Annotated in this window: 22 protein-coding genes; 10 read left to right on the top strand and 12 right to left on the bottom strand. The window is 73.9% G+C overall.

The window, feature by feature from the left end; all coding sequences use genetic code 11:
* Positions 1–37: 37 nt before the first annotated feature.
* From ACIA8O_RS04775 to ACIA8O_RS04765, 3 genes are read right to left on the bottom strand one after another with little or no spacing between them, the layout of a single operon-like run.
* Entirely contained in the window at positions 38–2,461 is a 2,424-nt protein-coding gene (locus ACIA8O_RS04775; RefSeq protein ID WP_396292075.1) for an MFS transporter, read from the bottom strand.
* On the bottom strand, positions 2,458–3,681 hold the full coding sequence (locus ACIA8O_RS04770; RefSeq protein ID WP_396292074.1) for an acetyl-CoA carboxylase biotin carboxylase subunit family protein: 1,224 nt from the start codon (positions 3,679–3,681) through the stop codon (positions 2,458–2,460). Before ACIA8O_RS04770 ends, ACIA8O_RS04775 begins: the two co-directional genes overlap by 4 nt.
* A gap of 30 nt (positions 3,682–3,711) precedes the next feature.
* On the bottom strand, positions 3,712–4,776 hold the full coding sequence (locus ACIA8O_RS04765; RefSeq protein ID WP_396292073.1) for a pyridoxal-phosphate dependent enzyme: 1,065 nt from the start codon (positions 4,774–4,776) through the stop codon (positions 3,712–3,714).
* Between the two features lie 233 nt (positions 4,777–5,009).
* On the opposite strand from ACIA8O_RS04765, the gene ACIA8O_RS04760 reads away from it, so the two are divergent.
* Complete coding sequence (locus tag ACIA8O_RS04760; protein ID WP_396292072.1) at positions 5,010–6,338, top strand: AMP-binding protein; 1,329 nt, start codon at positions 5,010–5,012, stop codon at positions 6,336–6,338.
* Between the two features lie 217 nt (positions 6,339–6,555).
* On the opposite strand, the gene ACIA8O_RS04755 is transcribed toward ACIA8O_RS04760, so the two are convergent.
* Entirely contained in the window at positions 6,556–7,311 is a 756-nt protein-coding gene (locus ACIA8O_RS04755; protein ID WP_396292071.1) for a DUF1775 domain-containing protein, read from the bottom strand.
* A 78-nt stretch (positions 7,312–7,389) separates the two neighbouring features.
* The gene (locus ACIA8O_RS04750) at positions 7,390–7,833 is read right to left on the bottom strand and encodes a hypothetical protein (protein ID WP_396292070.1); all 444 of its coding nucleotides are present in this window, start codon (positions 7,831–7,833) and stop codon (positions 7,390–7,392) included.
* Positions 7,834–8,030: 197 nt separating this feature from the next.
* On the opposite strand from ACIA8O_RS04750, the gene ACIA8O_RS04745 reads away from it, so the two are divergent.
* Together ACIA8O_RS04745 and lnt are read left to right on the top strand one after the other, a co-directional pair.
* A complete protein-coding gene (locus ACIA8O_RS04745; RefSeq protein ID WP_396292069.1) occupies positions 8,031–9,074 on the top strand; it encodes a cation diffusion facilitator family transporter in 1,044 nt (347 codons plus the stop codon).
* Positions 9,075–9,222: 148 nt separating this feature from the next.
* Positions 9,223–10,833 (top strand): apolipoprotein N-acyltransferase, encoded by a 1,611-nt coding sequence (gene lnt / locus ACIA8O_RS04740; protein ID WP_396292068.1) that lies wholly within the window; start codon positions 9,223–9,225, stop codon positions 10,831–10,833.
* A gap of 37 nt (positions 10,834–10,870) precedes the next feature.
* On the opposite strand, the gene ACIA8O_RS04735 is transcribed toward lnt, so the two are convergent.
* The 4 genes from ACIA8O_RS04735 to ACIA8O_RS04720 all read right to left on the bottom strand — a co-directional run bounded on the left by ACIA8O_RS04735 (position 10,871) and on the right by ACIA8O_RS04720 (position 16,297).
* Positions 10,871–11,311, bottom strand: coding sequence for a WD40 repeat domain-containing protein (locus tag ACIA8O_RS04735; RefSeq protein WP_396292067.1), 441 nt, complete (start codon positions 11,309–11,311; stop codon positions 10,871–10,873).
* A complete protein-coding gene (locus tag ACIA8O_RS04730; protein WP_396292066.1) occupies positions 11,295–11,984 on the bottom strand; it encodes a hypothetical protein in 690 nt (229 codons plus the stop codon). The genes ACIA8O_RS04735 and ACIA8O_RS04730 overlap by 17 nt, the downstream gene beginning before the upstream one ends.
* A complete protein-coding gene (locus tag ACIA8O_RS04725) occupies positions 11,870–12,964 on the bottom strand; it encodes a trypsin-like peptidase domain-containing protein (protein ID WP_396292065.1) in 1,095 nt (364 codons plus the stop codon). The genes ACIA8O_RS04730 and ACIA8O_RS04725 overlap by 115 nt, the downstream gene beginning before the upstream one ends.
* Before the next feature lie 135 nt (positions 12,965–13,099).
* A complete protein-coding gene (locus ACIA8O_RS04720; RefSeq protein WP_396292064.1) occupies positions 13,100–16,297 on the bottom strand; it encodes an AfsR/SARP family transcriptional regulator in 3,198 nt (1,065 codons plus the stop codon).
* A gap of 312 nt (positions 16,298–16,609) precedes the next feature.
* On the opposite strand from ACIA8O_RS04720, the gene ACIA8O_RS04715 reads away from it, so the two are divergent.
* The 3 genes from ACIA8O_RS04715 to ACIA8O_RS04705 all read left to right on the top strand — a co-directional run bounded on the left by ACIA8O_RS04715 (position 16,610) and on the right by ACIA8O_RS04705 (position 18,974).
* The gene (locus ACIA8O_RS04715) at positions 16,610–17,695 is read left to right on the top strand and encodes an S-(hydroxymethyl)mycothiol dehydrogenase (RefSeq protein ID WP_396292063.1); all 1,086 of its coding nucleotides are present in this window, start codon (positions 16,610–16,612) and stop codon (positions 17,693–17,695) included.
* Complete coding sequence (locus ACIA8O_RS04710) at positions 17,695–18,324, top strand: MBL fold metallo-hydrolase (protein ID WP_396292062.1); 630 nt, start codon at positions 17,695–17,697, stop codon at positions 18,322–18,324. Before ACIA8O_RS04715 ends, ACIA8O_RS04710 begins: the two co-directional genes overlap by 1 nt.
* Positions 18,325–18,419: 95 nt before the next feature.
* On the top strand, positions 18,420–18,974 hold the full coding sequence (locus tag ACIA8O_RS04705) for a hypothetical protein (RefSeq protein ID WP_396292061.1): 555 nt from the start codon (positions 18,420–18,422) through the stop codon (positions 18,972–18,974).
* A gap of 105 nt (positions 18,975–19,079) precedes the next feature.
* On the opposite strand, the gene ACIA8O_RS04700 is transcribed toward ACIA8O_RS04705, so the two are convergent.
* Positions 19,080–19,409, bottom strand: coding sequence for a hypothetical protein (locus ACIA8O_RS04700; RefSeq protein WP_396292060.1), 330 nt, complete (start codon positions 19,407–19,409; stop codon positions 19,080–19,082).
* Between the two features lie 74 nt (positions 19,410–19,483).
* Between ACIA8O_RS04700 and ACIA8O_RS04695 the strand changes: the two genes are divergently transcribed.
* The 3 genes from ACIA8O_RS04695 (at position 19,484) to ACIA8O_RS04685 (ending at position 21,926) form a co-directional block, all read left to right on the top strand.
* On the top strand, positions 19,484–19,981 hold the full coding sequence (locus ACIA8O_RS04695) for a YfbM family protein (RefSeq protein ID WP_396292059.1): 498 nt from the start codon (positions 19,484–19,486) through the stop codon (positions 19,979–19,981).
* Between the two features lie 110 nt (positions 19,982–20,091).
* A complete protein-coding gene (locus ACIA8O_RS04690; protein WP_396292058.1) occupies positions 20,092–20,520 on the top strand; it encodes a hypothetical protein in 429 nt (142 codons plus the stop codon).
* Between the two features lie 122 nt (positions 20,521–20,642).
* Positions 20,643–21,926, top strand: coding sequence for a WD40 repeat domain-containing protein (locus ACIA8O_RS04685; RefSeq protein ID WP_396292057.1), 1,284 nt, complete (start codon positions 20,643–20,645; stop codon positions 21,924–21,926).
* Between the two features lie 40 nt (positions 21,927–21,966).
* Here the strand turns inward: ACIA8O_RS04685 and ACIA8O_RS04680 are convergent, their stop codons facing one another.
* Positions 21,967–22,881: an SDR family oxidoreductase gene (locus ACIA8O_RS04680; protein ID WP_396292056.1), complete on the bottom strand. Its 915-nt coding sequence runs from the start codon at positions 22,879–22,881 to the stop codon at positions 21,967–21,969.
* Positions 22,878–23,477 (bottom strand): TetR/AcrR family transcriptional regulator, encoded by a 600-nt coding sequence (locus tag ACIA8O_RS04675; RefSeq protein ID WP_396292055.1) that lies wholly within the window; start codon positions 23,475–23,477, stop codon positions 22,878–22,880. The genes ACIA8O_RS04680 and ACIA8O_RS04675 overlap by 4 nt, the downstream gene beginning before the upstream one ends.
* Before the next feature lie 91 nt (positions 23,478–23,568).
* Between ACIA8O_RS04675 and ACIA8O_RS04670 the strand changes: the two genes are divergently transcribed.
* Entirely contained in the window at positions 23,569–23,883 is a 315-nt protein-coding gene (locus tag ACIA8O_RS04670) for a hypothetical protein (protein WP_396292054.1), read from the top strand.
* The last annotated feature ends 20 nt before the right edge of the window (positions 23,884–23,903 follow it).

Below are 23,903 nucleotides of genomic sequence, written 5' to 3'. Positions count from 1 at the left end.
GGCGGAGGACTGGGGGGAACCGGGGCCTGACGGGCGCTCAGGCGTTGGTGGCAGCCGCGGCCTTGGCGGTGAGGGTGCGGACGGCGCAGTCCAGCCGGGCGTCCAGCTCGTCCCGGGTGTCGGCGACGGCCAGCACGAAGCCGTGCCGGTCACCGGACTTGAGGACCGGCGAGGGCAGCCGGCCGACCGGGACGGTGATGTGCACCTCCGTCACGCCGGGCAGCGAGGCGACCAGCTCGGTGCTGGTCTCGGGCATCGGGAGGGTGCCGTCGAAGGTGACGTAGCGGATGCCCGCCACCCGGGGGTTCCGGCGCCCGGTGGGCAGCGGCAGACCCAGGACGGCGGCCATGGCGAGCGCGAACACGTCCTCGCCGAGGGCGAGTTGCTGCATGTCGCTGATCCGGTCGCCGCCGGGGCGGCCGTGCGACTCGACCAGCCGGGGGCCGTCGCCGGTGAGGATCAGCTCGGTGTGCGAGGGGCCGTAGCGGTAGCCGGCGGCGTCCAGGGTGGCCCGGACCAGCGCGGTGACGGCGGCGGTCTCCGGCTCCGGGAGGCGGACCGGGAGGGTGTGGCCGGTCTCCACGAACTGCGGGGCGCCGGTGGTCCGCTTCTCGGTGATCGCGACGATCCGGTGGCGGCCGGCCACGCTGACCGCCTCCACGCTGAACTCGGGCCCGGTCAGGTACTCCTCGACCAGGAACGGCCCGGCCTCCCCGGCCTCGCGTAGGAAGCAGGTGGCGTCCTCACGGTCCGTCAGCAGCCGCACGCCCGCGCTGCCGGTGCCGTCCACCGGCTTGACCACGCAGGGCAGGCCGATCCGCTCGATCCCGGCGGCCAGCTCGGCGGGGGTGCGGCCGAGCGCGTGGGCCACCGGCTTGCCGGCCCGGTCACCGACCAGGGCGCGCAGCCGGGCCTTGTCCTTGAACGCGGCCAGCGCCTCGGGCGGGTTGCCCGGCCAGCCCAGCGCCCGGTTGACCTCGGCGGAGACCCCGGAGCCCAGCTCGCCGAAGCCGAAGCAGCTGACCGGTCCGGTGAAGTCGAACTCCCGCAGTCGGTCCACCAGTTCGGCCGGGTCGGCGGTCCAGGTGGTCTCGATGACCGGCCAGTCGGTGGCCGGGGGCTTCGGCTGGGTGGGGTCCGCCACCACCAGCACGGCCAGACCGAGGGACTCGGCGGCGGTGATCACCGTGTCGCGGGGGCCGAGCAGCACGGCGGTGGGCATGGTCTCGGGCATCGTCCCGGAGCCTTTCGGTAGGAGGAGGGCGGTGGCCGCGGCCAGGGCCGCCACCGAGCTGACGACGAGCCAGGTCCCGGTGCCCTCGCCCAGGGTCTGCAGCAGCAGCCCGCCGCCGGCGGCGCCGAGCAGGCTGCCCACGGCGCCCGCCCCGCTCATCGCGCCCAGGGCCAGGCCGGTGCGGCGGGCGGGGACGGCCCGCACCGCCTGCTCGTCCAGGCTGGGCGAGACCAGCATCTCGGCCAGCGTGACCGGCAGGACGAAGACCAGCAGCGCGGCCCAGCCGCCGAGCGGTACGAAGACCAGGTAGGCGGCGGCGAAGGAGAGGAATCCGAGCACCAGCAGGGTGCGGGAGGAGGCCCGGCCGAAGACGTGCCGCAGCAGGCCGTACTGGAGGAGCACGCAGAGCACGCCGTTGACGGTGAAGACCGCGGTGATCGCGGCGGGGCTGCCGGTGAGGCGCTCGGCGGTGATCGGCAGCACCACGTTGAGCTGGCTGTAGAGCGCCCAGTAGGCGGTGCCGACCAGCAGCAGCGGCACCCACCGGCGGCGGCGGACCCGGGCGGCGGGCGGCTGCGGCCTTCCGGCGGCGGCCGCCGCCCCGGCCTGGCCGCCGGTGGGTGCCGGCTGCCGTCCCTGCACCGGCTGTCGGTCACGGGCCGGCTGCCGGTCACGGGCCGTCAGGCGGAGGCCCAGCAGCAGGTGCGAGGTGACGCAGGCGGCCAGGATCCAGCCGAAGCCCAGCGGGTAGACCGCCGCGCCGAGCGCCGGGCCGGCCACCACGCCGACGTTGACGAAGGTGGAGCGCAGCGCCAGCATCTCGCGCGGGGCCTCGCCCGCCTCGCGGACCAGCCGGGTCTTGATGGACAGTCCGAGCAGCGAGCCGCCGACCCCGACCGCGACGATCCCGGCCGTCAGGGCGGGCAGCGCGGTCGGGCCGGTCAGCCCGAGGCCGAGCAGCAGGTACCCGGCGATCCGCAGGGTGAAGCCGGCGCCGAGCACCGTCCGCGGCCGGAGCCGGTCCACCACTGCCCCGCTGACCAGGGAGAAGCCCTGGCTGCTGAAGGACAGCAGGCCGACCAGGAAGCCGACCTGACCGGTCGGCAGGCCTTGGGCGGACAGCCGGACGGCCAGCAGCGGGATGAACATGAAGGTGGTCAGCCCGGTCAACAGGACCGTCAGCAGCAGGGCCCGGCCGGTCGCGGAGGTGCGGCGCCAGGTGGTCACGGGGTGGTCACCCCCGGGGCCTCCACTGCCCTCTCCCCGGTCCCCGCCTCGGGCTCGACCAGGTTGGCCATCAGCCAGGCCTCGGTCTCCAGCACCCGCTGCTCGACCTCGGCGAGGTCGGCGCCGCGCACGATGGCGAAGCACAGGTGCGAGGTGCTGTTGGCGGGCTTGGCGCCGGGGGCGAGCGCCGCGTTCACCTCGTAGTGGTCGATCCACTCGAAGGGCGGGCGCGGCGGGGCGCCGACCGGACGGCCCTGCGGGACCACCGACACGGAGCCGCGCACGAACTCGGGGGCCTCCACCGGGGCCGGCGGCACCGGCAGGCCGACCGACTGCCGCAGCCAGGTGCGGTGCAGGTCCACCCCGTAGGTGGCCCGGGTGAGGTGCGGGATGCGGTTGCCGCCGACCCGGGAGGCGATCTCGCAGAGCACCAGCCGGTCGTCGGGGGTGTGGAAGACCTCCAGGTGGTAGGCGCTCGTCCCGGGCGTCTCGAAGGCGTCCAGCACCTGGTCGAGGAACTCCTCCAGCCGGGCGGCGAACTTCTCCTCGGGGTGCAGCTGGAGCGAGCCGTTGTTCTCGCCCGAGAGCACGCCCAGGCAGCTGCGCAGGTAGCGGGAGGAGGCGACGAAGCGGTAGCCGGGCGCGATGACCGCGTCCACGTGGTACATCGGGCCCTCGACGAACTGTTCCACCATCAGGTCGTCGCGCCAGTGCCGCCGGGTGAACTCCACCAGCTCGTCGTCACCGTGCAGGGTGACGATGTCGCGCGAGCCGCCCTGCTTCACCGGCTTGACCACCACCGGGTAGCCGGTCTCCGCGACGAAGCCGGTGAGGTCGGTGACGGTCTCCAGCCTCGCGTGGCGCGCCACCGGCACGGTTTTTCCCGCGGTGCGCTTCATCACCTCCTTGTCGCGGAAGGAGAGCGCGCTCTCCGGTGACTGGCCCGGGATGCCCAGGTCGCGGCGGATCCGGGCGGCGCGCTCCAGGTCGTACTCGTTGTCGGTGATCACGTGGGTGAACGGCGCGTCCCCGGCGGAGCGGCGGATCATCAGCTCCGGGTACGGGACGAACTCGCAGTCGGGCACGTACTCGTAGTGGGCGAAGCCCTCGGTGCCGGCCAGCTCGTGGTGGCTGTAGACGTGCAGCGCGCCGGCCACCTCGGGGAGCATCGCGGCGTAGTCGCTCTTCGGGCCGTAGTTGATGACGGCGATCTTGGTCATGGTGTGCGGGCCTCTCGGCGTGAGGGTCCGTCAGACGGACGCGGACGCGACCGCGGCCGTCGCCGGGACGTAGGGCGGCAGGTCGTCGTGGACCTCGTACGGGCGGCGGGCCCAGTCCATGGCGCTCCACGGGCTGGTCAGCCCGGCCAGGTCCTCGATCACGGTCGGCGCGTACGCCGGGTCCGGCCCGAGCGGGCCCTCGGGCGGGAAGACCTTCTCCACGTACCGGTGGCCCGGGTCGGGCGCCAGGAAGACGATCGGGGCGCCGTCCGGCGAACGCTCGCGCAGGTACTTGGAGACCTGCCAGCCCGCGCCCGAGGAGAGCCCGGCGAAGACGCCGGTGGAGGACAGCAGGTCGCGGCAGCCGGCCGCCGCGACGTCGAAGTTCAGCCAGTGGATCTCGTCGTAGGCGTCGTGGTGGATGTTCCCGAAGCGGATGCCGCTGCCGATGCCCGCGATGATGAAGCCGTCCAGCGGGATCGCCTCCCCGCCGAAGGAGCGGCTGCCGAAGGGCTGGATGCCGACCATCCGGAAGTCGGCCACCGCGCCGCGCAGGAAGCCGCTCATGGCCGTGGTGGAGGCGCCGGTGCCGACCCCGCCGACCAGCGTGAGGGCGGCCGAGCCGAGCTCCTTCACCAGCGTGGCGGCCACCCGCTCGTAGCCGGCGAAGTGCACGTCGTCGTGGTACTGCTGCATCCAATAGGCGTCCGGGTGCTCCTCCAGGTAGGCGTGCACCAGCCGGACCCGGGTCTCCTGGTCGTGCCGGAGACCGCCGTCCCCGCCGGAGGTCACCTGGGTCCAGGTGGCGCCGAGGTACTTGAGCTGGGTGCGGATCGCGGCGTCCACCGCGACCGAGGCGAAGACGTGGGCCTTGAGGCCCAGTTCGCGGCAGACCAGCGCGAGGGCGTGGCCGTAGATGCCGCTGGAACTGTCCACCAGGGTCTGGCCGGGCCGAATCACGCCCCGGTCCAGCAGTTCCTTCACGGCGGCGTAGACGGAGGTGACCTTCATGACCTCGAAACGCAGGACGTGGATGCCATCGCCCAGGTCGATCAGGTCCGGCTCGGACAGCTTCTCGGCGAAAGACTTGTACACCGTTTCCCTTCCCGTCAGCTCGGCTTGCTTCTGCTCGGTGCGGTGCTGCTCGGTGCGGTGCTGTTGCTGTTGCTGTTGCTGAGGTTGTGGCCCCACCGCGTGCTCCCCGTGGGAACGGCGTCCGGAGCCGGTGCCATGGGGAGGTTGGAGCCCCCGGGTACCGGCGGGTTCCCGTTCCGTTCCCGGAACGGGCCGGGAACCGGACGGGAAAGCCGCGCGGATGCTGTGCTGGCATGACGACTCATCAGCCCTTCGTGCTCGCCGCCGGTCCGGCGCTGTCCGGGACCACCGAGCGCGTCCCCGCCACGGTGCTGAGCCGGGCCGAGCGCCATCCCGACCGTCCGGCCGTCATCTGCGGTGACCGGACGCTCGGTTACCGCGACCTGGCCGGGGCCGCCCGGGCGACCGCCGCCGCCGTCGACGCCCACCCGGCCGGGCCGGCCAGCCGCCGGATCGGCGTGCAGGCCGCCCGGAGCGAGCGGACCGTCGCCCAGATCCTCGGCACCTGGCTGAGCGGCCGCTCCGCCGTGCTGGTCGACCCGCTGGTCCAGGAGCGGACGCTGGCCCGCATCCGCTCCTCCGCCGGACTGCTGCTCACCACCGACCCGGCCACCGACACCCTGCTCCACCACCCCCTCCCGGCGGGCACCCCGCTCCCCGATCCCACCCCGTCCCAGGAGGCCTACGTCCTCCACCCCTCGGGCCCCACCGGCCACCCCCGGGGCGTCTCGGTCTCCCACCCCAACCTGACCGCCTCCAACTCCGCCCGCCTGGCGGTGTACCGGGAGTTCGGCGTCCCGGTCCTCCTGCTGCTCCCGTCCTTCCACACCGACGCCTCGGTGGCCGGGACCTGGGGCACCCTGACGGCCGGCGGCACCCTGGTGGTCGCGGGCGAGGAGGAGCACCGGAACCCGGGCGCGCTGCTCGGTCTGATCGCCCGTCACGGCGTCACCCACCTGCTCGCCGAGCCCGGCTTCCACGCCGAACTGCTCGCCTCCTGGGCCCGGCACCCGGACGCCGCCGAGCTGCTGGCCACCCTGCGGGTGCTGATCAGCACGGGCGGGACGCTGCCGCAGTCGCTGATCGAGCAGCACTTCGCGCTGCTGCCGGACGTGGCGCTGGCCGGCGAGTACGGCCCCACCGAGTGCACCGTCTGGTCCACCCACCGGATTCACCGCCGCCCGGCCCGCTCCACCGCCGGCTTCCCGATCCCCGGCACCCAGCTGCACCTGCTGGACGACCGGCTCCGGCCGGTGGGCCCCGGCCAGACCGGCCGGATCGCCGTCTCCGGCCCGGGCGTGGCCTGCGGCTACGTCGGCGACCGCCGCCGCACCGCCGAGGTCTTCGTCGACCTGGCCGCCCCCTGCGGGCGGGTCAGCCGCGCCCACCTCACCGGCGACCTGGGCCGCTGGAGCGACGAGGAGGGCCTGGAGGTGCTCGGCCGGGTGGACGACGAGGTGCGGCTCACCGTCGAGGCCGTCGAGGAGGCGTTCGCGGGAAACCCGGCCGCCCGCGCGGCCCTCGACCGGCGGGCCGGGGCGGGGCTGCTCTCCCGGGTCTGACGCCGCACCGCCGGTGGAGCGGAACGGACCTGACAGATCGTCGGCGGGCCGGATGACAGCGGCCCTGGCCCGGCGGATCGTGGACGAGGAAGCCTTCCTGACGCCGACGGCCTGGCGGTCGGCTCCCCTACTGGCACGGGGAGCACCCGCCAGGCCGTCCTCGTGTCCGGGCCGTCCTCGTATCCGGGCCGTCCGGACCGGCGCCGGGTCAGCCGGGTCAGCGGCGGTCGGCCCCGCGCCGCCTGGACCACCCCAGGGCGACGACGACCAGGACCACCACGGCCGCCACGACCACCATCACGGTGCCGGTGTCCACCCCGCCGTCCTCCTCCGGCTGCACGACCTCCTGCGCCGTGCTCGCCGCGTCCGACGGGCTCAGGGTCGCGGCTGGAGTCTCCGTCGGAGTCGGGGGCGCTGCCACGGTCGCTGCCGCGGTCGGCGACGGTGCGGCCACCGGCGTGGCGCCGGGGGCGGCGGCCCGGAGCTTCAGCACCGGCGCGGGGTTGTCGGACTTGGCCGCGTCGGCGGGGAGGGCGATCCAGCGGGAGACCTTGCCGTCGCCGTAGGTCTCGACGGTCTTGAAGACCAGGGCGTCCGCGTCCGGCAACTGGCGGACCAGGATGCTGTGCTCGGCGTCGGTGCCGATCTCCAGGGCGGGCCCGGCGACGGTGTAGCCGTTCTCGGTGGGCGTCAGGGTCCACCCGGTCGGGGCCGACTTCAGACTGACGCCCTGCGCCGGGATGCCCTCGGGCAGCACCACCTGGAGGCTGGTCACCCCGGCCGTCGTGGACTCGGCCTCGGACTTGAACGTCACGGTGACGTTCTCGGCCAGCCGCCGGGGGTCGGAGGCGCTGACCCCGGCGTGGGCGGAGGCCGGTCCGGCCACGGCCACCAGGAGGGCCGTGGCCGCCAGCGCGGCCGCCGCGCCGCGGCGCAGGACGGGGAGGGGGGAGGGGATGCGGTTGACGGTCATTCAGGTGCTCGCTTCCGGGTGCTCGCCGCACGCTCGCGGTGGGATGCGGCGGCCCGGTCGGTCCGGTGCGCCGCGTGGTCACGCGTGCCGGGTGGCCGTCCGTCGGACGGCATCTCCCCGGCGCGACGCGGCCGGCGGCCCTCGGCGCACCAGGGCGTGGACGAGCATCAGCCGCCGGATCCGGCCGCCGGTCGGCACCGCCCCGGGCCGTCCGCCCGGGCCCGGCCCCGGACGCACCGGTCCGGTCACGGCGGGGATCACGGTCCGCCAGATCCGCCGGCCGAGCCTGCGCAGCGCCGGGCCCCGGGAGTCGAGCGCGAGCAGCAGCCGGGCGAGCAGGGCAGTGGCCAGGACGTACGCGACGAGCACCACCGGCCCGGCCGCCCGCACCCCGTGCCCCGCGGTGGCGACGTGGTGCGCCGTCAGGGCCGGCGCGGTCGCGGCGAGGGCGAACAGCACGGCGCGGCGGCCGCCCGCGACGGGCCGTCCGCCGACGTCGGGAGGCCCTCCGGGTGCGTGCACCCGAACGACGGTACAGGGCTGCGGGGCCTTCCGTCAGGAAGCCTGTCACCTTGCACGAACTCTCACGTCCTCGCAGGTCAGAGGCGTGTTAACGGAGGTGAAAACCGTCATCAGCGCAGCCTTTGCAAAACCCCCGGGGGGTACGTTTCACTTCCATCGACCGGGCACGCCGAACACGAGGACGAGGGGGCACGGACATGACGAAGGGTCATGAGCAGGACCACGGTCACGACCACGGAGGACACGCGCACGGCGCCCACGGCGCGCACGGCGGGCACGGCGGGCACTCGCACGGGGTCTCCGCCGACGCGGACCGGCGCTGGCTGGGCATCGCGCTCGGCCTGATCACCGTCTTCCTGGCGGTCGAGACCGTCATAGGCGTGGTGTCCGGCTCGCTCGCCCTGCTGTCGGACGCCGCGCACATGCTCACCGACGCGTTCTCGATCGTGCTGGCGCTGGTGGCGATGCGGCTGGCCGCCCGGCCGGCCCGGGGCGGTTTCACCTACGGGCTCAAGCGGGCCGAGATCCTCTCCGCCCAGCTCAACGGGCTGACCCTGATCCTGCTCGGCTGCTGGCTGGCCTACGAGGCGGTCGATCGGCTGATCAGCCCGCCCGAGGTCGAGGGCGGTCTGGTGGTGGTCACCGCACTGGCCGGGATCGTGGTCAACATCGCCGCCGCCTGGTGCATCTCCAAGGCCAACCGCAGCTCGCTCAACGTCGAGGGCGCGTACCAGCACATCCTGAACGACCTCTACGGCTTCATCGCCACCGCCGTCTCCGGCGTCATCGTGCTCACCACCGGCTGGGCCCGGGCCGACTCGATCGTGACGCTGATCGTGGTCGCGCTGATGTTCAAGGCCGGCTGGGGCCTGCTACGCGAGTCGGGCCGGATCTTCCTGGAGGCCGCCCCGGCCGGGGTGGAGCCGGACCGGATCGGCGACGCGCTCGCCTCCCACCGGGGCGTCAGCGAGGTGCACGACCTCCACGTCTGGGCCATCACCTCGGGCCAACCCGCCCTCTCCGCCCACGTGTTGGTCGCCCCGGACCAGGACTGCCACGCCGTCCGCCGGGACCTGGAGCACGAACTCGCCCACGACCACGGCATCACCCACACCACCCTCCAGGTGGACCACGCGCCCCAACGGGTGCTCAGCCTGACGGCCGCGGCCCCCGGCCCCTCCGCCGGCCACTGCGTCGACCCGCACGGCCCCGTCCACCACGACGGACCCCACGAGCACTGACCGACCGTCCGCATGCGATGCTGCGTCACGGCGCGACGGGCCGTCCCGGCGGTCGTCGCGCCGCGGCCGTACCCCGGCCCGCACCCGACCGTCGCGTGCCCTGTGGGCGGCACCGGCCCGCCCCGATGCGCGAGGAGCACCACGCACCATGAGCACCGCCACCGCCGACGCCACCACCGACGCCAACGCCGGGCGCCGGGCGGCCGCTCCCCCCGCCCCTCCCCGGTGGCGCCGACCGGGGGCGGCGGCACGGCTGCGGCTCCCGCTCGCGCCGCTCGGCGGGCTGCTGACCGCCGCCGCCTTCCCGCCGCTGGGGCTGTGGCCGCTCGCGGTGCTCGGCCCCGCGCTGCTGCTCACGGCCGTCCGGGGCGTGCGGGCCCGGACGGCCTTCCTGGCCGGCACCGCGTACGGGCTGGCCTTCTTCGGGCCGATGCTGCTCTGGCTGCGCAACCTCGGCGCGGCGCCCTGGCTCGGCCTGACGCTGGCTCAGTCCCTGCTCTGGGGCCTGCTCGCGATCGGCCTGCCCGCACTGTGGCGGCTGCGCGGCGCCCCGTTCTGGCTGGCCTGCTGGTGGGTGGCGGCCGAGGCGGTGCGCTCCCGCTTCCCGCTCGGCGGGTTCCCGTGGGGCCGGCTGGCCTTCAGCCAGGCCGACGCCCCGACCCTGGGCTGGGTCTCGGTCCTCGGCGTCCCCGGCCTCGGCGGACTGCTCGCCTTCACGGCGGCCTGCCTGGCCCTGCTGCTCACCACCCGCGGCCGGGGCCTGGCACGCAGGATCATCACCTTCTCCGCCACGGCCGCCACCGCGCTGGCCGGGGTCCTGCTGCTGCCCTCCGCCACCGGCGGTCCGAGCGCCACCGTGGCGGCCGTCCAGGGCAACGTCCCCCGCGAACGCACCCTCGCCGAGCAGGCCCGGGTACGGCAGGTGACGGCCAATCACGTCGCCGCCACCGACCGCCTCGCCGACGACATCGGCGCCGGTCGGGTGCCCCGCCCCGACCTGGTGGTCTGGCCGGAGAACTCCACCGACACCGACCCCCGCCCCGACCGCCTGCTCTCGCACCAGATCGGCGGCGCCGTCGACCGCCTCGGCGTCCCGGTCCTGGTCGGCGCCATCCTCGACGGCCCCGACGGCCGCATCCGCAACGCCGGGCTCCTCTGGCGCCCCGTCAGCGGCCCCGGCGAGTGGTACGCCAAGCAGCACCTGGTCCCGTTCGGCGAGTACATCCCGCTGCGCGACACCATCGGCGGCCTCGGCGACCTCCAACTGATCCCCCGCGACTTCGTCCCGGGCACCGGCCCCGCCGTCTTCCGGGTCGGCCCCGTCACCCTCGCCGACTCCATCTGCTACGAGGTCGGCTACGACAGCCAGGTCCGCAACGCGGTCCGGGCCGGCGCCAACCTCCTCGCCGTCCAGACCAACAACGCCACCTACATGCGCGACGGCTCCCTCGGCGAACCCCGGCAGCAGCTCGACATCGCCCGCGTCCGCGCCGTCGAACACGACCGCTCCGTCGTCCTCGCCTCCACCACCGGCATCAGCGCCACCATCACCCCCGACGGCCGCACCACCGCCCGCACCGCCCCCTGGCAGCAGTCCTACCTCGTCGCCTCCCTCCCCCTCCGCACCACCACGACCCCCGCCGCCCACCTCGGCCCCTGGCCCGAGGCCCTCCTCACGACCCTGGCCGCCGCAGCCCTCCTCCTCCCGGCCCTGCGCCGCCGCACCGCCGTGCTCCGGCGGACCAAGGCGACCTCCTGACGAAGCGTCGGCACCACACGTCCCACGACCTGAGCAGTCAGCCCGGACAGACGGACACGGAGGACCGAGCGGGGAGGTACATCGCACGCTCCGCAGAGGTGAGGTCACGGGAAACGGACTTGCAGACCTTGACGTCCGCCTCTCCCAGCGGGGTGTACGACCACAGCCTGGCACTACTGCTGCTCAGGGCGGCACTGAGGGAGTGTCCGTCGGAACCGAATGCCACCGAGACCACGGGATCAGTAGTGCCCGTGAGGATGGCGATCGTTCTGCTCGTGGCCACGTCCCACAGTCGCACCGTGCTGTCACGGCCCGCGCTGGCCAGGGTGCGCCCATCAGGACTGAACGCCACGGAACCCACTGGGTAGCGGTAGCCGACGAGGGTCGTGATCACCGTCTCCGTGGGCACGTCCCACAACCGCACAGTCCCAGACTCGCCCGCAGCTGCCAGCGTCCGCCCGTCAGGGCTGAACCCCATTGATCTGACCCTCCCGGAAACCCGGCCAGGCAACGTGGCGAAGGTCTTGCCTGTTACCACCTCCCACAACAACACGGCGCCACCAGACCGCTGGGATCTGCAGTACTTCGTCTGCCGGGCGCACCAAGGCGGTCAGGATCCTTCGAGCGATGTCGCGCTGGTGGAGGTCGAGTTCACGCAAGGCGGTGTCGCACCAGTCCGCGAGGGCGCCGGTGACGGCACCGATGCGGCGATAGGCGTCATGGGTGAGTCGGCCGTCGTGGTCGAGGCGGCGCTCCCACAGGCGGGTGAGGGTCACTTCGAGCAAGGGCAGGACGGTGACCGGTGCCTCGGAGGCCGAGGCGGTACGGGGATTGAGGGCAAGGACGTCGGCGATGATTCGCTCGGTCAGACCCACCTCCAGGTCCGTGCCGAGGTCCTGGGCGGGCTCGGTGACGATCTCGCCCAGTTCCGAAGTGGTCAGCATCGCAGGCACGTTCAGCACGCCCCGGGCCTGCAGCGCGGCCGTCAGCAACGCGGGGGCCAACGCAGACAACCGGGGGTAGAAGTCATCGCGCATCACCAGGACCACGCTGAGCACGGTGTTCTCACCGATCGCGTCGGCGATCGTCTGTAGAGCCTGAACTGCTTCCGGTCCCGTGAAGGGGACGAGGAGTTCCTCGAACTGGTCCACGACCAGCACTGTGCGACCGTGGGCCGGGTCCACCGCGAGCGAACCGGTGGTGGCCCTTCCGGTGCTGGTTGCTCCGGGCAGTCCTGCCATCGCAAAGGCCGCCCATAGGTCGGGGCCGGCCGTACGACCACCTGACGCCAACGGTCACTGCCCGGCAGCCGACCCTCCGTCAGCGCGGGCAGCACTCCCGCCTGGACGAGCGAGGACTTGCCCGACCCCGAGGGGCCCAGCAGCAGGACCACCCTGCGACGGCCCGCCAGCCCCGCCAGCACCTGACGCACCGCCTCCTCCCGCCCCCGGAACCACCGGGCGTGCTCGGCCGTGAAGGGCTCCAGCGCCCGGTAGGGCGTGACGTCGTGCTCACCGAGTTCGGGCCGCACCGTCCGCAGGACGGCGGAGGGTGTGGCGTAGGCGATGCCCGAGCCCCGGTCGTGGCGGTCGGGCGGGGTGATCGCGGTGAGCATGCCTGCTACCAGGCCGGTCAGCTCGTCCACCACCGGGCCGCCGCTGAACCCCGTGGTCAGGTCGTTGGCGCCGGTCAACTGGAGCAGCTCACCGATCCCGTCGCCGGCCGGGAGGAGCCCGCCGGCCGTCGCGAAACCGAAGTGGCCGCCCGGTGGCGCCTGCGACGGGAAGCCGAACGAGCGCACCCGGTGCCCGCGGGACGCCACCGCCGACCCGAGGCGCAGCGGTGCCACCCCGACCGCCTCCGACAGCCGTACCAGCGCGATGTCCTGGCCCTGCGGGTCGCGCCAGCCGTCCTCCAGCACCCGGCCCTCGACCGCGGGCCCGCCCGGAGCGTGCGGGAAGCGGAGCCTCACCACGTCACCGGGACCGTAGCCGCCGTCGGCCAGGACGTGGGCACAGCTGAACAGCAGGTCCTCCGCGACCAGGAAGCCCGCACCCGTCACCGCACCTGCCGCGTCCACGACTTGGGCGACGGCCGCGGGCACGGCCCCGCCCCGGATGCCCTCACTCACGGGTCTGCCGATCCACGTGTTCCTCCCCCGTGGCCTCCGATGAAGACCGCCCCGCACTGTACACGGACGAGCGCGCCCAGCAGCAGCCAACTGACCGGCCCGGCAGAACATTTGACGTCGATCACGAGAGCGGGTTCAGGCGGCGCGGCGGCGTTCGGGGACGGCCATGGTGTCGAAGAGGGCGTCGGCGATGCGGAGTTGGTTGGTGGCGCGGATGGTTTCGCCGAGGGCGCGCCAGGCGGCGGCGAGGCCGGCGCGGGCGTGGGCGGCTTCGAGGCGGTGGCCGATGGCCTCGGCGCGGGTGAGGGCGCTGCGGTGGAGGGCGAGGGCGCGGCGGGGGGAGCCGCTGCGGCGTTCGACCGCGCCGAGGAGGTTCTCGACGGTGGTGCGGCGGACGGCCGCGCCGTGCTCGCGGATCAGCCGCGCGGCCCGCTCGGCGCAGGCGGCCGCGTGGGCGGTGCGGCCCAGTCGCTGGTGGACGTCGGCGGCGACGGCGTGGGCGAGGGCGAGGTCCTCGGGGCGGTGGCGTTCGTCGCCGCGGTCCAGCGCGCGGTCCACCGCCTGTCTGGCGGCGGCCAGTTCGCCTCCGGCGAGCCGGGCCAGGGCCAGGCCGGTGAGCGCGGTGACCTCCTCGCCGCCGGGGCCGAAGCCCCGCCCGAGCCGGACGGCGCGCTCGGCGGCGGCGACGGCCCCGGGGTGGTCACCGAGCCAGAGCCGGACCGTGCTGAGGGCGCAGCAGGCGAGCCGTTCCCGCCGTTCCAGGTGCCCCCGCCGTTCCTGACGGCCCGTTGCCGCCAGTTCGCCGTACATCCGCACGGAGCGCTCCAGGTGGGCGAGCGCCTCCGTGAGCCGTCCCTCGCTGCTGTGCATCAGGCCGAGGAGGTGCGCGGCGGCGGCCTCGCCCTCCGGCTCACCGAGCTCCCGGGCCAGTTCCAGGGCCTCGGTGGAGGCCCGTTCCCCCTCCGCGAAGCGGCCGAGTTCCCAGAGCACCGCGGCGAGGTCGGTCAGGCCTGCGGACAGTTCGCGGCGGTCGCCGGAGAGCCGGGCCGCCTCCACCGCCAGGGTGGCCGCCCGGTGGTGGTCGGCGTGGCGGCTGCGCGCGTCGAGGTGGACGGCCAGGTTGCGGGCCAACCGGGCGGCGTGCCGGTGGTGGCCGAGCCGCAGGGCCCGCTCCGCCGCCAGCAGCAGGGAGTCCTGCTCCCGGTCGAGGAACTCCTCCGCCCGGTCGGGGTCGGCCAGGCAGGGCAGGTGGGTGACGGGAACGCCCTCCCCGCTCCCGTCCGCCGCCGCCGCGTGCCAGGGGTGGCGGGACCGGCAGGCTGCGTCGGTGACGGCCACGTAGTAGTCCAACAGCCTTACCGTGGCCGCCTCTTCGTCCCCCTCCCCCACTGAAGCGGCGGATGCGTCGGATGCCTCGGGCCCGGTCAGCCGCTGGGCGAACTGCCGCACCAGCCCGTGCAGCGCGTACCGGCCGAGCTCGTGCTGCTCGACCAGGTGGCTGTCCATCAACTGCTCCAGCAGGTCTTCCGCCTGGTACGGGGCCAGCCCGAACAGCGCCGCCGCCCCGTGGACGTCGATCCCGCCGCCCGGGCAGCGGCCGAGCAGGCGCAGGGCGCGCCGGTGCCGCTCCCCCAGCACCTCGTAGGAGAGCCGGACGGCGGCCTCCACGCTCCGGTCGCCCGACCGGAGTTCGTCCAGGCGCCGGGACTCGTCCGCCAGGCGGTCCGTGAGGTGCCGGACCGTCCACAGCGGACGGTTGCGCAGCCGGGCGGCGGCGATCCGCAGCGCGAGCGGCAGGTGCCCGCAGTGTTCGGCCAACTCCCGTACGGCGTCCGGGTCCTGGCCGGTGCGGGCGGCGCCGAGGGTGGCGGTGAGCAGTCCGGCGCTCTGGCCGGGGGTGAGCAGGCCGAGCGAGACCGCGTCCGAGCCGTCCAGGCCGACCAGGCGCCGGCGGCTGGCGACCAGGACCCGGCAGCCGGCCGAGGCGGGGAGCAGGGGCCGCACCTGGGCCGCGTCGGCGGCGTTGTCTAGCACCAGCAGCACCCGACGGCCCGTCAGGGCCGAGCGCCAGAGCGCGGAGCGGGCCGCGACGCCCTCCGGCAGCTGCTCGCCGGGCACGCCGAGGCAGCGCAGCAGGGTGCCGAGCACCGCCGCCGGGTCGCAGGGCCGTTCGCCGGGGCTGAACCCGCGCAGGTCGGAGTAGAACTGGCCGTCGGGGAAGGACGGGGCCAGCCGGTGCGCGGCCCGTACCAGCAGGGCGGTCTTGCCGCTGCCGCCCATGCCGTCGACGGTGAGGATGCGCACGGGGCCCTCGACGCGTCCCGTCCCCTCGGTCAGACGGGCGAGTTCGGCCTCGCGGCCGGTGAAGTCGGCGAGGTCGTACGGCAGGGTGCACGGGGCGGGGGCGACGGTCGCGACGGAAACGACGGCCGCGGCGGGGACCGCCGAGGCTGCCGCGTCGACCGCACCCACCGGGCTGCCCTCGCTGCCCGCGCCGACCGGGCCGCCGGAGGGCTCCGGCCGCCGGAGCGGGGACGACGACGCGGGCGCCGGGGCGGCGGCGGGTCCTCTGCCGTTGCCGGCCAGTTCGGGGCTGCCCCGCAGGATGGACTGGTGCAGGCGGCTCAACTGCTGGCCCGGCTCCACCCCGAGCTCCTCGACCAGCAGGGCCCGGGTGGCCGCGTACTCGGCCAGCGCCTCGGCCCGTCGGCCGGAGCGGTGCAGGGCCAGCATCAGATGCCCGCGGAAGGTCTCGCGGAGCGGGTGCTCCGCGCACAACTCCCGCAATTCGCCTACCAGTTGCTCCGACTCCCCGAGCGCGAGCCGCAGCTCCAGCAGCTGCCCCACGGCGGCCAGCCGCCGCTCCTCCAGCACGGCCGAGGCGGCCGCGATCACCGAACCGCCGTGGCCCGCCATCACCGGGCCGCGCCAGAGTGCCAACGCCCGCCGCAGACGGTCGGCGGCCTCCGGGAGCCGCTCGGCGTCGAGCGCCTCGCGGGCCTGCCGCAGCAGCTGGGTGAACAGGCTGAGGTCCAACTGCTCCTGGCCGAGCTCGACTTGGTAGCCGGGGCCGTCGGTGAGCAGCAGGGCGGGGCCGCCGGGGATGCGCTGGCGCAGCTCGGCGACGGCCTTGCGGATCTGGTGCGCGGCGGTCGCGGGCGGGGCCTCCTCCCAGGCGGCCGCGACCAGCCGGCTGACGGGGACCATCCGGCCCGGCGACAGCAGCAGCATCGTCAGCACCCGCGCCGGGATCGGCCCGCCGACCCGCAGCCCGGCACCGCCGAACCGGACCTCCAAGGGCCCCAGCACTCCGAAAGCCGGTCGCTCACCCATCGGGCTCCGTCCCTCCCGGTACGCTCCGCTCCGGTTCGCCCTGCCAAACCCGCATCGTGACACCCCGTCGGCGGACGGTGCGAACAGCCGGGCCGGACTTTCCGGAGTCGCGGCACGCCGCGGGCGCCGTCCGCCGACGGCACACCGCACCGGCCGGTGCGACCTTCCGGGGCACGGACGCGCTGGTGGCGCACCTCACGCCCCCGCGCCGCCCCCGGTGGCCGACGCGCCCTCGGATACGGGGCGCCGGGCGGCCGGAGCTGCGTAGGCTGACGGGTGTCGTCACTCGTCCGTCGTAAGGAGACACAGAGCATGCCGCAGCAGGTGCAGGGCGTCATCGCACGCGCCAAGGGTGAGCCGGTCCGGCTGGAGACCATCGTGGTGCCGGACCCGGGGCCGGGCGAGGCGGTGGTGAAGATCCAGGCCTGCGGGGTCTGCCACACCGACCTGCACTACCGGGAGGGCGGGATCGGCGACGAGTTCCCGTACCTGCTCGGCCACGAGGCGGCGGGCGTCGTCGAGTCGGTCGGCGAGGGCGTCACCGAGGTGGCCCCGGGGGACTTCGTGGTGCTCAACTGGCGTGCGGTCTGCGGCCAGTGTCGCGCCTGCAAGCGCGGCCGGCCGTGGTACTGCTTCGCCACCCACAACGCCAAGCAGCGGATGACCCTGCTGGACGGCACCGAGCTCTCCCCCGCCCTGGGCATCGGCGCCTTCGCCGAGAAGACCCTGGTCGCCGCCGGCCAGTGCACCAAGGTCGACCCGGCCGCTTCCCCGGCCGCCGCCGGCCTGCTCGGCTGCGGCGTGATGGCCGGGCTCGGCGCGGCGGTCAACACCGGCGCGGTCGGCCGCGGCGACACCGTCGCGGTGATCGGCTGCGGCGGGGTGGGCGGCGCGGCCGTCGCCGGCTCCCGGCTGGCCGGCGCGTCCCGGATCATCGCGGTGGACATCGACGACCACAAGCTGGAGCTGGCCAAGGGCCTGGGCGCCACCCACACCGTCAACTCCCGTTCGACGGACGCCGTGGAGGCGATCCGCGAGCTGACCGGCGGCTTCGGCGCGGACGTGGTGATCGACGCGGTCGGCCGCCCCGAGACCTACCAGCAGGCCTTCTACGCCCGTGACCTGGCGGGCACCGTGGTCCTGGTCGGCGTGCCGACGCCGGAGATGCGGCTCGAACTGCCGCTGCTCGACGTGTTCGGCCGGGGCGGCGCGCTCAAGTCCAGCTGGTACGGCGACTGCCTGCCGGAGCGGGACTTCCCGCTGCTGGTCGACCTCTACCTCCAGGGGCGCCTGGACCTGGACGCCTTCGTCAGCGAGACCATCCCGCTGGACGGCGTCGAGGGCGCCTTCGACCGGATGCACCGCGGTGAGGTGCTGCGTTCGGTGGTGGTCTTCTGATGACCGCGCGCATCGAACGCCTCGTCACCTCCGGCACCTTCTCCCTCGACGGCGGCACCTGGGAGGTCGACAACAACGTCTGGCTGGTCGGTGACGACCAGGAGGTGCTGGTCATCGACGCCGCCCACGACGCCGAGGCCATCGCCGCCGCGGTCGGCGACCGCCGCCTGGTGGCCATCGTCTGCACCCACGCCCACGACGACCACGTCGGCGCCGCCCCCGCCCTGGCCGACCGGACCGGCGCCCCGGTCCTCCTCCACCCGGCCGACCTCCCGCTCTGGCGGCTCACCCACCCCGACCGCACCCCCGACGGCGACCTCGCCGACGGCCAGGTCCTCTCCGTCGCGGGCACCGAACTGACGGTCCTTCACACCCCGGGCCACGCCCCGGGCGCGGTCTGCCTCCACGCGCCGGAGCTGGACACCGTCTTCACCGGCGACACCCTCTTCGCCGGCGGCCCCGGCGCCACCGGCCGGTCCTTCTCGGACTTCCCGACCATCATCGACTCCATCACGGACAACCTCCTCAAGCTGCCCCCGGAGACGGTGGTGCGCACCGGCCACGGCGACACCAGCACCATCGGCGCCGAGGCCCCGCACCGCGCGGAGTGGATCGCCCGGGGCCACTGACGACCCCCGACACATGGTCAGGAGGGCGGCCCGGCCGCCCTCCTGACCGGTCAGCGGGCTGAACGGCACCCGGCCCGGAAACTAGAGTGCGGGGCATGGACTACAGCGAGCTCGATGCGGAGATACGTCGGCTGGTCGGTGCGGCCACCGAGAGCGGCGTCCGTGCCTTCGGGGAGGAAACGGTCGTCCGCCTGGTGCGCCCCGAACGGTTCCGGGACGCCGATGAGGGTGAACTCACCGCTGACGCCTGGGCAGCACTCGCCAACGCCTGCGCGAACGTGCTGACGCTCGGCGCCGCCGGGCTGGGCCGCGAGCTCGCGACGATCGACGACGGCATCCTGGCCGACGACGACCTGGACACCGGAGTCCTGGCCGTCGTCCAGGCGTTGGAGCACTGGCAGGGCTACCTGGAGCAGAACGGGCGCGAGGAGGTCTACGAACTCGCCATCCGTTCGATCGAGGACGTGGACCACGAAGTCTCCGCCGCCCTCGGTGACTTCCTCGCCACACCCGAGATGGCCGCCGAGTACGAGCGCATCCGCCGGCTCCTGGACCCCGACCCGAACGGGAAGCATCACGGACCAACGAGGAGCGCACGAGCCTCGGTCCCTTCGGAGTGCGACGTACCTGACGATCACTCACCCGCATGACCTCACCGGCCTCTCACCGGTTCTTGCCCACCCCCGCCGACCTGCCCGTCCGGCAGCCGCGGAGGAACAGGGCGCATCCGACGGACCGCGCCGACCTGCCCGGACTCAGCAGTGGTCCTCGATGTAGAGCAGGCGGCGTCCCGGCTCTGCACGGAATTCGTGGGCCAGGTAGCGGCCGGTCGAGGGCGTTCCGCCGGGGCCCTTGTACGCGCCCTTCACCCGGCTCCAGAGCGTGGCGCGCTCGTCCTCGGCGACCTGCCGGGGACGGATGCCGCCCATCTCGCCCCACACGACGGGCGTCGCCGCGTCCTTGACCATCCGACGGACGACGCGGAAGTCCAGGCGCTTGCGGTGGAGCGCCCAGAGCTTGCCCTGCTCGTCGAGGAGCGTGACCGGGCCCTTCAGGGAGTCGGGGTTCGCGGGAAACGGCTGCATGTCCCCAGTCTTCCGAACCCGACAGGAATGACCAGCGGGTTTTCCTGTCGGACCTTTTCCATAGGCTGCCGTGCATGAGCATGAACGGCGCTTACCTGCGCGTGACCCCTGGGGAACTGGCCCAGGTCCTGGAGGACCCCGAGTGGGCCTGGGGCTTCGCCAACGACATCCAGGAGCACGAGGAGGAAGCGGTGTTGGAGCCGGACAGTGCGCGGTACTTCAGCACGGAGCGGGCCTGGGACCTGCTCGGTTTCCTGTTGCGGAGGTCGGGCTTCCCGGTCGACGTCGTGCAGGGCGAGGAGCCCGTGCCCGGGGCCGGGGACTGGGGCTACGGGCCGCCGCAGTACCTGACGGTCGAGCAGGTGCGGGAAGCCTCCGACGGGCTGGGCCGGCTGACCTACGACGAGCTGATCGCGGATGTCGCCCGGGTCGAGCTCGCCGCAGCCGAGATCTACCCGCAGATCACGGACACCGCGGCACTGGACTGGGCCCGCGAGGCGTTCGCCCCTCTGGTGGAGTTCTTCCGGTCCGCCGCCTACGCAGGCCACGCCGTCGTGGTCTGGATCGACTGACGGGCAGCCCACCAAGTGCCTTGACCAGCAAGGCCGTAGATCATATTTGAATTCGCGAGCACGCGGGTGATGATGGGCAAGTGACAATTCACAGCAGGGTGTTGGCCCGAGTGGCGGCGGTCGTCGGTGCGCTGGCGGCGACGGTCTTGTTGGTGGTCGCGGTCGCCGTGGACCTGGACACCGCCGACCGTGTGGCATCGGTGCTGGGAGCACTCGCAGGGGTCGCGGCGCTGGGTGCGTCGCTGTACGCCCTCCGGCAGCCGCCCGTGCCAACGGCATCGGCACCGCTGACGGTGACGATCACGAACGAACGGTCCGTCAGCGCGGGGGGAAACATCTCGGCCCGGGTGTCGACGGGTGACCGGCTGGTCGACCCGCCCGGGCGGGCTCCCACCACCTCGGCGGGCGAGAAGGCCTCCCCTGCGACCCCGTCCGCGCCCGGCTCGTTCACCATCAACACGTCGCGGTCCGTCTCGGCCGGCGGGGACATCACCGGAGTGGTGAGCACCGGCGACACCACCGTCGGCGGCACTGAGTGACGCGTCCGCCTGGAGACGACGGGGAGAAGCCCGGCGATCCGCCGCCCGCGTCCCCACCGCCGTCCGTCACGGTCGACATCGAGCGGACGGTCTCGGTCGGCGGGGGCGTCAGCGGGATCGTCATGACCGGGGATCACGCGCAGGTCGTCAACGAACAGCACTTCCACCTCCCGCCCGAGGCCTCCGCCGACCAGGCGAAGGACGCGAAGCTGCCGCCGCAGCGCTCGGCGCAACGGGCGGACGGCAACCGGAGCGCGACCGAGGAGAGCAACGAGGCGCCAGATGCCGGGCGCAAGAACTCGGGGACCGGTGCCGTCGTACTGGTGGTGCTGCTCATCATCGGCAGCATCGTCTACAACCTCGACCGGACCACGCCGGACGGCGCGGTGCCGGCCTCCACGGCCGTTCTCGACGACCTCGAATCGGCCGAGGCAGTGGCCTTCGGCCCCGACGGCACGAATCTCACCGTCAGCGGCCACACTGGCATCACCCGCCTCTGGGACACCACGACCCTCAAGGCCACACCGGTGATCCCGGACCCCGTGTCCGGTAGTGCGCGCGGTGTACTGCTGAGCAACGACGGGAGGGTGCTCGCCACCGCCGGGGCCGAGAAGGTCCGGCTGACCGAGGTGGCGACCGGCAGGACCCTCGCGACGATCACCGCCGCGGGGTTCCTCCAGTCGATCTCCGCGATGGCCTTCAGCCGGGACGCGAGGACCCTCGTCACCGTGGCTGCCGGCGACAGAATCCGCGGTTGGGAGGTGGCGACCGGAAATCCCTCCTTCGCCATCGGACGGAACGTGCACGCGTCCGCGATCGCCTTCAGCCCTGACGGGACGAGCGTTGCCACGGTCGGCACCGAAGGCGAGGACGGCGCCGTACGCCTCTGGAACATCGCCACCGGCGCCACCGTCACCGGCCTCGCCCTCCGCGAGGACAACTACGGCACGTCCTTCTCCGCCACGGCGTTCAGCCCCGACGGATTGACGTTGGCAGTCGCAGCCGGTCGCCGGGTCCGCTTCGTGGACACCCGCATGGGCAGGCTCACCGACAGCAGCCTCACCGGCCACGGAGCCGACATCACCGACCTGGCGTTCAGCCCCGACGGGAAGACCCTGGCCACGGCCAGCGCGGACCGGACCGCGCGCCTCTGGGACCTGACCGGTGGCAAGACCTTCGCCACTCTCACCGACCATCAGGAACCCGTGCTCGACCTCGCCTTCAGCCCGGACGGGCGCCGGCTCGCCACGGCAGGCGCCGACCGGACCGCCCGTCTCTGGACCGTCCCCTGCTTCTCCCCCGATCTGCTCGTCACCGCCTCCCCTCCGTCCGGCCGACCGAGCACGACGGCAGGCCCCACGCCGACGCCTTGCCCGCCCGTCCCGACCCACCGGATCGACCCTTGACGGTCCGGCGGTAGACCTCACCTTGCCGGGCCGTCAGGTGCTAGAGCGGGTCGCCCAGCGGGCCGAACTCCGGCTCCAGTTCGGCGGCCCAGTGGGCGGCGAAGTCCGGTTGGGAGCCGTCCGCGTCGGTGAAGCCGTACTCCCGGTACAGGCCCCAAGTGGCCAGCGCCCGGCCGGACTTCTCCATGACCTTCGGGTCGGCGGCGAGGGCCGCGACTGCCCGGCCGAGGTAGGCCGGGGTCTCGGAGTGGGCGAAGTTCGGGTCCTTGGCGGCGGCGTCGCGCCAGTTCTCCTCGGTGACGCCGAAGTGCTCCAGCAGGGCCTCCGAGCGCAGGAAGCCCGGGGTGAGTGCCACCGCCGCGACGCCGTGCGGCTTGAGCTCGGCGGCCTGGGCGACGGCGAGGCGGATGACCGAGGACTTGGCGAGGTCGTAGAAGAACGAACCCCGGTAGCGGGCGGTGTTGCCGTCGGTGACCTCGACCACCAGGCCGCTGCGCCGCGCGACCATCAGCGGGAGGGCGTAGCGGCTGGTGATCACATGGGTCTCCACCGCCTGCCGCAGCAGGCGCAGCCCGGTGTCCAGGTCCTGCTCCCAGAGCGGGTGCTCCCAGTCGGTGAGCGGGTCGCCGCCCCAGACCGAGTTGACCAGCACGTCCAGTCGGCCGTCCTGCTCGGCGGCGATCCGCTCCACCAGCGCCCGGACCTCGGCGGCGTCGGCGTGGTCGACCCGGACGGGGATGCCCAACCCGCCCGCCTTGGTGACCAGTTCGGCCGTCGCCTCGATCGTCTCCGGACGGTCCAGCTCAGAGCGGCCGCCCGCCGCGCTGCTCCGCCCGGTGACGTACACCGTCGCCCCGGCCGCGCCGAGCTCGACCGCGATGCCGCGGCCGCCCCCTCGGGTCCCGCCCGCCACCAGGGCCACCTTGCCCGCCAGTGGGCGCTGTCCGTTGCTCATGTCTGCTCCTGGGTGAGATACGGGGTGATCAAGATGCTCAACTCGCGTGCCAACCGCTCGGCCAACGGGCCGTACCGCTCGACCGCCCACACCAGCCCGGCACCGGCCGTCACGGCCTGCACCGATCCGGCCAGCGCTCGGGCGTCGGCGCTCTCCCGCAGCTCACCGGCCAGCTGAGCCTCGGTCAGCAGGGACTTCACGGCAGCGAGTTGGGCCTCGTGGGCGGTACGGGCGTGCGCGTGCAGCTCGGGGTCGGCGAGGTCGGCGCAGAGCATCGCCAGATGGTTGGCGAACCGCTCCGGGGTGTCCATCGGTGCCATCCAGTCGGCCACCAGGGCGGTCAACGCGGCCAGCAGGTCGTCGTGCTCGGCCCGCACCCGCTCCGGCAGCGCGGCCGCCTCCGCCGCCGAGTGCCGCGCCAACGCCGCCAGCAACCCGGCCTTCGACCCGAACCGCTGCACCAACGTCGCCGGCGCCAACCCGACCTCCCGCGCCACGGCCGCGAGCGTCAGCCCGGACGGACCGCCGCGCCCGATCACCTCGGTGGCGGCCCGCAGGATCACTTCATCGGGGACGCTCCTCGGCCGGCCCGCCATCCTCGCTCCTCATTAGTAAATGAACGTTCGTTTATTAAAGCAGGCAGTACGGTCCCCAGCAATCCGGAGGCGAGGCCCTAGGATGCCGTTCATGGCCAACTTCCGTTCGCTGTGCTCCCGCAACTCCGCCCTCTCGATCGGCTCGGTGGGCTCCTTCCTGTCGATCGGGTCGGTGGGATCCGCGCTCTCGATCGGCTCCGTCGGCAGCTTCCTCTCGATCGGCTCGGCCGGCTCCTCGATGTCCGCCTTCTCCGCCGCCTCCTGGCTGAGCGTCGGCTCGGTGCTCTCAGCCCACTCCCGGGGCTCAGTGCTCTCCTGGCGCTCCGACCGGGCGGCCCTCGCCGCAGGAGCGGTGGCGGTCACGGCGGTCGGCACTGTCCTGGCTGCTCGGGCCCGCCGGTCCTGACGCTCCGCCCGGCGCAAAAG

It is taken from the genome of Kitasatospora sp. NPDC051853 (genome assembly GCF_044452665.1).
In the GTDB taxonomy this organism is placed as follows: domain Bacteria; phylum Actinomycetota; class Actinomycetes; order Streptomycetales; family Streptomycetaceae; genus Kitasatospora.
Note: the sequence above shows the minus strand (reverse complement) of the source record. Positions and strands in the feature narration are given on the sequence as shown.